At 60.6% G+C, this 10818-nt stretch carries 11 protein-coding genes; 4 read left to right on the top strand and 7 right to left on the bottom strand.

The window, feature by feature from the left end; genetic code table 11:
• Positions 1-125: 125 nt before the first annotated feature.
• From WCA10_RS14525 to WCA10_RS14515, 3 genes are all read right to left on the bottom strand, one after another.
• A complete protein-coding gene (locus tag WCA10_RS14525; RefSeq protein ID WP_472823253.1) occupies positions 126-863 on the bottom strand; it encodes a Stp1/IreP family PP2C-type Ser/Thr phosphatase in 738 nt (245 codons plus the stop codon).
• Positions 864-927: 64 nt separating this feature from the next.
• Entirely contained in the window at positions 928-2262 is a 1335-nt protein-coding gene (locus WCA10_RS14520; RefSeq protein ID WP_472823252.1) for a hypothetical protein, read from the bottom strand.
• A 204-nt stretch (positions 2263-2466) separates the two neighbouring features.
• A complete protein-coding gene (locus tag WCA10_RS14515; protein ID WP_472823251.1) occupies positions 2467-3966 on the bottom strand; it encodes a DUF6600 domain-containing protein in 1500 nt (499 codons plus the stop codon).
• A 294-nt stretch (positions 3967-4260) separates the two neighbouring features.
• On the opposite strand from WCA10_RS14515, the gene WCA10_RS14510 reads away from it, so the two are divergent.
• Both WCA10_RS14510 and WCA10_RS14505 read left to right on the top strand, forming a co-directional pair.
• Positions 4261-5184, top strand: coding sequence for a DMT family transporter (locus tag WCA10_RS14510; protein WP_472823250.1), 924 nt, complete (start codon positions 4261-4263; stop codon positions 5182-5184).
• A 210-nt stretch (positions 5185-5394) separates the two neighbouring features.
• Positions 5395-5802: a bacteriohemerythrin gene (locus WCA10_RS14505; RefSeq protein WP_472823249.1), complete on the top strand. Its 408-nt coding sequence runs from the start codon at positions 5395-5397 to the stop codon at positions 5800-5802.
• Between the two features lie 115 nt (positions 5803-5917).
• Here WCA10_RS14505 and holA read toward each other — a convergent pair whose 3' ends face one another.
• From holA to WCA10_RS14490, 3 genes are all read right to left on the bottom strand, one after another.
• Complete coding sequence (holA, locus tag WCA10_RS14500) at positions 5918-7084, bottom strand: DNA polymerase III subunit delta (protein WP_472823248.1); 1167 nt, start codon at positions 7082-7084, stop codon at positions 5918-5920.
• 196 nt (positions 7085-7280) lie between these two features.
• Positions 7281-7829 carry an LPS assembly lipoprotein LptE gene (lptE, locus tag WCA10_RS14495; RefSeq protein WP_472823247.1) on the bottom strand — a complete coding sequence of 183 codons (549 nt, stop codon included), beginning with the start codon at positions 7827-7829 and terminating at the stop codon, positions 7281-7283.
• Positions 7830-7839: 10 nt separating this feature from the next.
• On the bottom strand, positions 7840-8679 hold the full coding sequence (locus WCA10_RS14490; protein WP_472823246.1) for a class I SAM-dependent methyltransferase: 840 nt from the start codon (positions 8677-8679) through the stop codon (positions 7840-7842).
• A 32-nt stretch (positions 8680-8711) separates the two neighbouring features.
• Between WCA10_RS14490 and WCA10_RS14485 the strand changes: the two genes are divergently transcribed.
• Together WCA10_RS14485 and WCA10_RS14480 are read left to right on the top strand one after the other, a co-directional pair.
• A complete protein-coding gene (locus WCA10_RS14485; protein ID WP_472823245.1) occupies positions 8712-9152 on the top strand; it encodes an EamA family transporter in 441 nt (146 codons plus the stop codon).
• 167 nt (positions 9153-9319) lie between these two features.
• Positions 9320-9904, top strand: a complete 585-nt coding sequence (locus WCA10_RS14480; protein ID WP_472823244.1) for a shikimate kinase — start codon at positions 9320-9322, stop codon at positions 9902-9904.
• A gap of 32 nt (positions 9905-9936) precedes the next feature.
• Here WCA10_RS14480 and WCA10_RS14475 read toward each other — a convergent pair whose 3' ends face one another.
• Positions 9937-10746 carry a hypothetical protein gene (locus tag WCA10_RS14475; protein ID WP_472823243.1) on the bottom strand — a complete coding sequence of 270 codons (810 nt, stop codon included), beginning with the start codon at positions 10744-10746 and terminating at the stop codon, positions 9937-9939.
• Positions 10747-10818: the final 72 nt, after the last annotated feature.

The following is a 10818-nucleotide window of genomic DNA, read 5'->3' as shown; positions in this document are numbered from 1 at the left end:
CACCCTGCTTACCCGGGCCGCGCCCTCGGCGCATACTGCCCCTCGATGCAACTCACAAGCCGCCAAAACACGCACGCTAAGCTTCAACCTCAAAAAACTCAGTACGTGTGAGACATCCAGGCTAGCTAGCCCTCGGCACGCACCAGCAGGCACGTGATGTTATCGTGGCCGCCGGCCTTCTTCGCAGCTTCCACGAGCCGGGCCGATCGCGCTTCCAGCGAGAGATCGCTGTTGAGCAAATCCTGAATGACGGAATCGGATAACTCGCGGGTCAGCCCATCGGAACAAAGAAGGAAGAGATCGCCGGGGTCTGCTTCGAACTCGAACACATCCGGCGTCACATGCGACTGCGTTCCCAGTGCGCGGGTAATCACATTCTTCAAGGGGGAATGCAGAGCTTCACGCGGCGTCATGCGGCCAAGCCGTACCTGCTCTTCCACCAGCGAGTGGTCACGGCTAAGTTGTTCCAGCTTGTCTTTGCGGAGGCGATAGCAGCGGCTATCTCCGACGTTCAGCACCCAAACCCGCCGCTCGCGCGTAGCCAGCGCTACCATGGTTGTCCCCATACCGCTCAAGCGTTGATTCCGTTGCGCACGGGTAAAGATGGCTTCATTGGCCTCGCAGATTGCACTCTCCGCTGCATCCGGCAGTCGAGTACCGTTGTCTTCGTTGCGATGACTCAACAACCGGAGTATTTCGTCGACGGCAATCGTACTGGCAACTTCCCCCGCCGCTGCTCCGCCCATTCCGTCGCAAACCACATACACACCCGCTTCGATGGAGAAGCCATAGGCATCTTCATTCGAAGGCCGTTTGCGCCCGCGGTCTGAGGCCGCCGCAGCGGTATACCGAAAGACAGCCAAGGCCAAGAAAAACCCCCGCAGGCAAGTTTACATGTCGATAGCAAGCCCTGAACACCCGCCCGGCTCATCGTGCCGCGGGGAGTCCAGCCGCCGGCGCCGGCAGTTCATACACCTGGATGGCGCCCGCATCGAGAATGGCCACACGGCGCGCCGACGGCGAAATCGCAACATTTCCACCTCCATCCAGAATCGGGCTGGCCGGAGCCGTCAAGGCCACATTCCCGCTGATGGCGTCGTACACCTCCACCAGTTGGCCCGTGACATCGTCAAAGCTGAGTGGCGCAAATGTGTCTATCGCATGCGTTACCGTCAACGTCTCCCGGGCAAAGCGCAGCCCGTTGGGCGCCATAATCAGGCGCGGCCAAATCTGCGTCGGTGGCTTGGCTACATTCCAAAAGCGCTTGCCGTCCGTCGACATGGCCACCATCCAGCGGCTGCTGTCGGGATTGCAGGTGGTGACCAGTACCTCCGGATTCGAAACGAACTCGACAGCCGGCGCGCACATCGAGTCGAGGCTACCGATGACGCGGCTCCCGCCCGTGAAGTAGTTCAGCACCAGCACCCATTCGTGCCCCTTGCCGCGCAAAGTCTCGACGAATCCTTCCGAGTTGATGGGGAGATGCACCGTTGTTCGCGTGCGGCTGACCAGCATCACCTGTCCCGTGGAGCGGCGCAAAATGCGAAGAACGATGTTGGGCTCGGCCTCCGATTTCCCCTCATCCGAAGTAATCCAGGCAGATGCTGTCGCGGGGCTCGGCACGGCGCCCGCCGGCGGCTTTGCCCCCTCCGGCTCGCGTGAATCCGCTGCAATCAGGTCCTGCGAAGGATCCAGTTCCAGCCACAACAACGGCCCTTGAAACAGCAACGACGGCTTCAGTTCCAATGACGCATCGCCGAGCTGCAATTTGTTCTGATCCCGCAGCAGGAAATGCCCGTCGTCCAGCATCCACAAATAGCGGCCCCGGTCATGGACCGTCCATAGCGCTTCGGCGTTCACCGTTCCCGAGGGAAGCGCCAGCACCATCGCACGGATTTGGCGCTCGTTGTCTGCGGCTGGCTTGCCTTCCCGGCGAATCAGGCCCGGCGCATGAAACGTGAACAGCAGATGGTCTTCATCCAGAAAATCCAGCGAGACGAGGCTCTCGCGCTGGCCCTGATAAATCGCGCCCGGCGCAAAAAAGCCCAGCGGCTCCACGGGGACTGTAAATGCCGCAGGCTGCGATGCGGGGCGTTCCGGCTTTGCTCGTTCAGTGGAAGGAGCGTCCGGCTGATCTTTCGGGTGATGTTTGAAAAGTTGGCCCTGCGCCGCCGAAGCAGATAACACTGCAGCGATCGCCAGAAGCTGGCCCATGCGCGCAAATGCGGCGCACATCTCAAACCCGAAAAAGCGCTTCACCATCTCAATGTATTTTCGCCGATTCTCAAGGCTTGATCGTGCGGTAACGTAGATTTCTTGCAGACGTGGAACCACGCAACTGGAAGCTCTTCGTATCTTCAGGTTCGAGAATTCAAGACTTCAAGCAATCCGAGTTCGGAGAAAGTGCATGGAGTGCGCACCCCCGGAAAGCTGCGCACTCCTGTCGGCACTGATATGTGGCGGTACTTATTTCCTCACACCTCCACCACCTGAAGGCCCTCCGCTTGCCGCCGGAGCGGAACCCGCGCTCGACCCGCCCCCGCCGCTCATTCCGCCCGCGTTGCTCGATCCGGCATAGGAAGTGCCGGAGTAATTTCCCGGAGATGATGAACCGAAAGTCGGCGCATACCCGCGATGGATCGATGCGCTCAACATCTCCGACCTGGTGATTCCGCCCCCTATGGACTGGCCCGCTCGCGGAACGGTGGCGTAAATCGCGGTGCTTGCGATGCCGCGGCTGATGGATGTGCGGGAGAACTTGTTCAGGTTACCCAGCGTTCCCCGCGGCACGCCCAATCCCGCCGAGTCCTTCAGGAATTCGAACTTCGTCGGCGATGCAACCTGCGAAACCGGAATCGGCTTCGTGTTGATCGCAATCATCGAAGGTGCGTGCGGAAGCGGCGGATGGATTGGCAGGTGCGGCGGCTGCATCCGCCCGCTGCTTCCCGTGGTGCGTCCCATCGGCGTGAGTGCCGCGACGTTATTCACGCCGTACCATCCTCCGCCTTCGCCGGGCATCCATCCCCAGCCCACATCGCCGCAGTACGCCCACGAACCGGAGTGATACGGCGTCCACCCCCAGGGGTACGGAGACACCCACGAATAACCCGCGCCCTGGTACCACGCCCAGGTGCCATTGGCGAATGGATCCCACGCCGCGCTGGCGAAGTAGGGCCGCCACATTGACCCACCACAGCCGGCCGAGTTGACGAAACTTCCGTAGTACGACAGATCCCGAAGGCCATAAGCATAGGGCGAGTTGAACGCGCTGAACGCAGCGACACCCGAGTGATAGGAAGCCGCTTCATGATCCCATCCGTCGAATGGGCTTGCCTCCACGCTCCGCGCCACGGTCGGTTCGCTGGCATCCAAAGTCTGAAATGTTGCCGTCCTCTTTTTGGGAATGATCACCGCGCCGTTCGCTTCACCCACGTGAACGGACCCGTCCAATACAGCGAGCTTCGCCTCGGTGCCTGCGAGGTCCAGCCGAACGTGTGTCGCTGGATCGAGATTGAGCGTGCGGTTACCAAAAATCACCGTGAATTCATTCGCAGCCGCCTTGCTGTTCTGCGGCTTCACCAGGCTGATGTATGCGGTTCCCTCAATGAGGTGAACGGAGGAGATGGTCGCACCGCTTGCCGAGCGCTCCAGGCTCGGAAACTCCACCAGGGAGTTCGGTGCCAGCCGCAGCGAGCTGTTGTCCTCAAACTCCACCTCGGCAATACCCTCGCCCGTGCGCAACTGGTTGTGTTCGACAATCGGCAGATTCGCAATGCCCCGTTCATAGCCGCGCCCGTCGCTGCGGTCGATCTGGACAGAGCCCTTCACCTGGCTCAGGCGCACAATGCGTACCTTGGACATGCCTGGATTTGGGTTGGTTGCGTCGTTTGACTGCGCCTGCAGACCCAGAGCAAGCAGCAGCAGCGGAAGGAAGGTCATGGCCTTGGAAAAGTATGTCGATTTCATGTTCGCATCCTCTTGTTGGTTGGGCGAACGTTGGTGAGAAGCGCCTCGCCACATGACAGCGGCCAGAACGCACCGTGCCACAAATGCTAGCACGATCTTGGACGGCCCGCTGGTCTTTCAGGTTCCGTTGCTTCTCAGGAATATTCCGCCTCCGGGAATGCCGGCCCTGGAAGCAATCCCCACCGTCTTACTTGGGTTTTTGGAGTAATAGACTCCGAAAGCCTTAAGCCCGGACAGCCACCTCTCGAAGCCTCCAAAGGCCCTCAGCTTGGCTGTGCGACAGTTAAAGTAAGCATGGCAGAACCAACAACATTGACCGCGCGCACCCGGTTTCTCGGCTACGGCGCATGCGCGGTCGCCGGATGCCTGTGGGGTACCGGCTTCTACTTCGGCCTGCTCGCGCTCAATGAGATGAGCGTGGAGCACATGGTGCTCTACCGGTTCCTCTTTGCCTGCGTCGGCCTACTGCCCGTCGCGCTCTTAAACCGGGTTCGTTTCACCGGCGGCGAGATTCGCATCCTGCTTGTCTCCTCCTTCTTCGGAATCCCCGTCCAGTTCCTGATTCAGTTCCACGGCCTGGCGCACACCACGGTCAGCCACGCATCTCTGATGGTTGGTTCCATGCCGGTTCTACTCGGGGTCGCCGCAGCCCTCTTTGCCGGCGAACACCTCGATGGCTTTGGCTGGGCCGCCCTGGTCGCCTCAACCATTGGCGCGGCATTGATCGTACTCGGCGGCCACATCGGGGTCCCCGACGAGCGGTCTTTGCTCGTTGGGGTGATTCACCGCGGCCCGGCTGCACAGGGAGAACCCACCCTGTATGGCGATCTGCTGGTAGTCCTCTCGCTCTGCACCGCGCTCACCTGGATCTTGCTCAGCAAAAAGCTGATGAAGACCCACAGCCCGGTGGTGGTCACCGCCTACAGCATCGTGGCCGGCACCATCATGCTTGCCGCGTGGACCGTAGGCCCGATGCTCCTGAACCCGTGGCGCGCAGACAAGGTGTCGCCGCCGCCCTTCGCCCATGTCAGCCTCACCGCATGGGTGGCGCTGGCTATCAGCGGGCTGGCCTGCACGGCCACGACGACCTTTCTGTGGAACTGGGGCATCCACCACGTCCCAGCCTCGCGCGCTGGTGTCTTCCTCAATATCGAGCCTGCTCTTGGCTCCTACCTCGGCGTCAAACTCCTCGGGGAGCATCTCGGCCCCTACGCCTGATTCGGCGGAACCCTGATCCTCGGCGCTGCCATCGTTTTAACCACGGGCAGCCACGAGCCTCAGCCGGACGTGATTCTGGAGTAAGAAGCACCAGGGTAATGCGCCGGAAGTCACACGCCGGCGAACCCAAAGGCTCATGCTCTCCCCACCTTAGCGTCATTGTGACTTTCAGCGGCCGGACTAGACTTGCGCTTGGTCGCGGAGGGGGATGTGACACTGTTGACGTGGAGTCGCGAGTGCATCGTCGGCGTCGGAGCCATCGACGATCAGCACGGCATTCTCATGGATACCCTGAATGAACTCCGCGTCATGCTGCTTCGCGGAGCCGACCGCCGCGACGTCATCCTGCAGCTCGAACGCCTCATTGACTTCACCCAGATGCACTTTCAAAGTGAAGAACAGCTTCTGCTGAAACAGGGCTTCCCCGGTATCAACGACCATCGGACCGCGCACCAGCATCTTCTCGCAAAGCTTTACGTGGCTCTGGAACAGATCAACCACGAAGAAGTCCCGCATTTCCCCTCTCTGCTTGAGTTCCTGCCGTCCTGGTACCTCGACCACGTGGAGAAGCTCGACCAGCCTTGCGGCGCATGGTTGAACGAGCACGGCGTCTATTAACTAACGCTGGCGAAGCCAGTAACTGACGCTGTCATTCTGAGAGAACGGGGCCCCAAACGCACTTCAGTTTGGGGGTGGTGAGCGAAGAATTCTGCTTCTTGAACTTCCTGTCTGGCTACCCCTCGAACGACAACTGCGCCGAAGCCCACGGCGTCGGTCCAGCTTTCGGCTCCGCGGCCAGGTCATACACCAGCCGCTCCAGCACAAGCCGCTTGTCCGGCGGCGACGAGCGAAGCTCAAGATCGGCACGCGCAATCAAGCGAAGCGCTCGCGTCAGTTCGCGCCGGCTCTTGTAGCGCCGAGCCTGGCGAATCAGATCGTCCGCCGCAAAGGGCGGCATGCGAAACCCCTGCCACAGCGCTTGCCAGATCGCGCGCGAGTCCCGCACATTCTTCTCGACGATCACCAGCATCTGCCTGAACGTGCGCGCCAGCATGTAAAGATGCCCGATCGCTGCATCCTCGCCCGCGTCCGAGCTGTTCAGCAGTCCGTGCAGCAGCGCCAGGGCTTTCGCCGTGTTGCGTGAACTAATGGCGTCAGTCAGTTCGTAGAGCGAGCGCTGCTTGGCAGCCAGAACCATCGTCTCGACATCCCCCAGCGTGATGCGGCCTCGGCCAAAGGTGTAGAGCAGCAGCTTCTCCAGCTCTGATGCAATCAGCATCATGTCCGCGCCTAATGCATCCACAAGCTCGCGCGCCGCGTCGGGCTCGAGTTTGGTATCGGCAGCCTGCGCTGTGGCGACCGCCCAGCGCATCGCATCTTCTTCGGCCACGCGCGCCAGTTCCACCATGCCGCAATGCTGGCCCAGCGTCTCGGTCAGACGCTCAAAGCGATTCTTGTCGTCCATCTCCATGCGCCGCGTATCGGTGGGAATACGCAGGAAATCGGCGACAAAAATCAGCAGCGCCTGCGGATTCGGCGACTTGAAATAGCGTTCGAGCGCGGCAAACTCGTCCTTTTTCGCCCCCCGCGTGTATAACTGGCGCACATTGCGCACAAAAATCACCTGAAACGGCGCCATCAGCGAGGGCGTTTGAGCGCGGTCCAGCACATCGAAGATCGGAGTTGAACCCAGGTCGAGGTCGGACAGGCAAAAATCCCTGAGGTCAGGAGGAACAAATTCTTTCAGAACCGCTTCGCGGCAACGATCCAGCAGGAAAATCTCATCGCCCGCGAGCACATACCCCGCCCGCAATGAGCTCTTCCCGGCAGCGGCTGCCTCAATCTCCCCCACAAAACGCCCTACGGCGCTGAAGCCCGCTCCCCAGCGAGAGCCGGTCATCGCACAGAACTCCAGGTTGGCCGTGCAGCGAGCATGCGTATACAGATTACCAGCGCAACATGGATAAGAAACTGAGGATTAGAAGGCCGAAACCCATCTGCAACAGTCGTCTGATGAAATCGAATCTGTTCCTCCGTTCCTCCCAATTCCTTTGGTCCCTTTGTCCCCTTGTCCCTTTGTCCCTTGTCCCTGCTTCTCACATTCCTTCCAGCACCTCCGCCACCAGTGCGCGCGCAAAATCGCGCGACAACCGGTCAATTGCCGCCGGGCGCTCATCCAGAAACGTCGGCAAATCGGAGGTCGACTGGTACTGTTCGCGAAAAATGTAGTTCTTGTTCTCGTACAGCACCTTGCCCTCGCGATCCTTCAGCGTCACCGAGACAACCAGGGTAATGAGAAAGCTCGAGGACTGTTGCGTCGTGGTGTTGTAGGTCAGCGGCGCAACAGTTTCGTTCAGAATGGTGCCGTGCAGCACCACGTCGGAGTCTCCACCCGCGGCCGGCGCCACGCGCATCCGCGAACGGGCCGCAAACTCGCGAATGACCGCATCGGTCAGTGCAGCTTCAGTGTGGTAAGTCTCGGTATGCGTGGCAAACATCGGCACTGAAAGCGTGCGCGCATCCGGAGGCAGATGCGTCGGCGCGCCAAGGGTGTGGTATCCGCAACCCGACACGGCTCCCAGCGACGCCGCAATCACAAATCCAAAAATCCTGCGCATCATGCTGGCTCCATTGTAGCGTCGCATCGGGTTCGACTCACACCCACGCCGTCGCAAGGATGCCCAGCCCAAGCGGCGACAATTGAAGCCCATCGGCGCGGTTGCTAAAGTAGAGATCGTTCAGCTCAGCGGAGCCTACCTGCTCAATACTCCCGAATCCCGCCCGCCGCAACTCCGCATCCAGAGTCTTCGGCGTAAAGAAGAGCTGGAATGGCTCTCCTGCCGCCGCGACGCGCTCCGCAAGCCTGTCAAACGCAACGCGCCCGATGGGGCTCAGCATCTCCGGGTCCACCGCGTAGTCAAAACACACCGCGCTGCCCGCCGGCATCCGCGCCACCACGCTCAACGTGGCCCGAAATGCTTCGAGCGTCAGATAAGGAACCACGCCCAGCCAGCCAAAAAACGCCGGCTTATCGAAATCCAACCCCGCCTGTGCAAGCCCATCCGCGAGCGTCTGATGCTCAAAGTCCAGCGCCACGAATACGAGATTGGAGGGCAAGGCGATCGCGGCCTGCTCCAGCATGGTTCGCTTCCACACCTGCGTGGCTGGAAAGTCCACCTCAAACACCTGCAACGCGGAAAACGGATTGCGGTACGCAAACGTATCCAGCCCCGCCCCGAGCACCACGTATTGCGTCACGCCGCGCGCCACGGCTTCAGCCAGCTGATCCTCGGCATACCGGCTGCGCGCTGCCATGAAGCCGCGAAAGTCGCGACCCACAGGATGCAATGCCCGCTCCATCAGTCGCGGATATCCCTCGCCCACCAGCCGCAGCGCAATGGGGTCATCCAATATCGGAGGCTTGTCCGCCAACTGGTGCGCCGCGCGTCGAATCGCCACACCCAGAGCAGTTTTGCTGGCCCGGCCCGTCTCCATAAAATCCAGTCTAGATGACGGGAAGCAGACCCATGCCACATACCATAGGGGCTATGACTTGGATTGGATGGGCTCTCCTATCAGCCTTCTTTGCCGCTGCGACAGCATTACTCGCGAAAGTGGGCGTTGCGCATGTGGACTCAAACCTCGCCACCGCCATTCGCACCACCGTCGTCCTTGTTTTTGCGTGGGCCATCGCCCTGGCACTTGGCAAGCATGGTGAGATCCGCCTCCTCGACCGGCGCACCGTCCTCTATCTCGTGCTCTCCGGACTAGCCACCGGCCTTTCGTGGCTCTGCTACTTTCGCGCCCTGCAGCTGGGGCCGGCCTCGCGTGTTGCCCCGCTCGACAAGCTGAGCGTGCCGCTCGTGATGGTTTTCGCGTGGCTCCTGCTCGGCGAAAAGCTCACCGTCCCCGTGGTCGCGGGAGGTCTGCTGATCACCGCCGGCGCCGTCGTCATGGTCCTGGGCTAACCACGGAGAAACGCCTACTTATACTGGTGATCGAGTACAGTTCATGAACATGTATTGCGTCAGGGCACGACTTTAGTCGTGCCGCAAGAACGAAAAGGACGTCGGGTTTTAACCCCTGAGGGTTAGGGCATAATCTGGAATTTCACGCGAGAACAGGAAGAATCCATTTGGCCTCCGCAAACCAAACCGTCCCCGCCATGCCGCCGCGCCGCATCGTTCTCACCGGCTTCATGGGCTCCGGCAAATCCACTGTCGGCCCCATCCTTGCCGGGCACCTCGGCTGGCAATTCATCGACGTCGACAACGTAATCGAAACCGAAGCCGGCGCTGCCATCGCCGAAATCTTCGCCCGCCATGGCGAATCCGCCTTCCGCGACCGTGAACACGCAACCATCGCCCGCCTCGCAACCGCTGACGGACTCGTGCTTGCTCTCGGCGGCGGCGCCATCGAACGCGAAGACACGCGTACGCTTCTTCTCAATGCTCCCGGCACCTTGCTCGTACATCTCGAAGTCGAGCTCAACACCACGCTCGCCCGATGCAGCGGAACCGAGAATATGCGTCCCGTTCTCGCCGACCAGGCCAACCTCGCCGCGCGCTACCAGCGTCGCTTGCCGCTCTACCGAACAGCGCACGTTTCCCTGCACACCGACCTGCTCACACCACAACAAGTCTCCGAAACAATCGTCCGTGTTGCCGGCCTGGCGACCGATCGCGACCTACCGGCTCGTCGCCCAACCGGTGACCATTGACCATTTCGTAATTCCCCACCGTCGTGGCTAACCTAATCGGCTGCGCGCGATCTCCAAAGACGATGGGGCAGTAAGTAAGTGAATCCTCCAAACCCTTCCCACTGGGTCGATGAGGAAGTGAGTCCGCGGTTGAATCCCGCATCGATCACCAGATTTTTCCGCACCGCGTACGACAGAGCCCACAAATTCCCAACGGCATTTCCCCGCGTCAGCGGTTGCGTGAAATGCCACAATTCTCCCGCGATTGTGAATGGCCCAAGCGGATGAGAGATCGACACGGTCTGGCCAAACTGCCCTCGCCGCACATTTCCCTCTGACTGCTGGTTGAAAATGCCATTCACATCGAAGTGAAAACCACCCAGGTCTTCGCTCCAAAGGAAGGTCGCGCTCTGATCGAAGCTGCCAATATCGATGTCTGGAGCAGACCCGGCGTAAAGCGTGTGGGCGTAGCTCAAACTGATCGTCGGCTTCGCGCCATTCCCGGGAAACACAACCCCCTGCACTCCAGCAGCAATTCCCCCAGGCTGATTCCCGTCTCCAATGCCGCCCGCTGCGCGATGAGTATTGGCGAGTGGACCGAACATGCCCAGAAACTGCAGCCGCGGCGTCACGGTCAACTTCATAACCTGGTTGATTGAAAATTGAATAGAAAACCCAGGTGAACCATCGGCATAAAGAACGCCGCTCTCAAACTGCAGATACCCCACCGGCGTCAACGTCGCCGGGGTGGCTACCGTCGGACGGGCCGGGTTCGCCTCGGGCACGGATTGCGTCTGCGCGCACAGCTGCGCCGCACTCCCCAAAACTGCTGCAATCAAAATCCTGACCTGACGCGATCTCATCTCAAACTCATCCCCGGCTAACCTCGATCTCCAAAACAATTGCGATGCTCTGACTTGCCGTACGATTCCAGC

Origin of the sequence: Occallatibacter sp., from assembly GCF_049582745.1 — a bacterium.
Classification (GTDB): domain Bacteria; phylum Acidobacteriota; class Terriglobia; order Terriglobales; family Acidobacteriaceae; genus Telmatobacter.
Note: the sequence above shows the minus strand (reverse complement) of the source record. Positions and strands in the feature narration are given on the sequence as shown.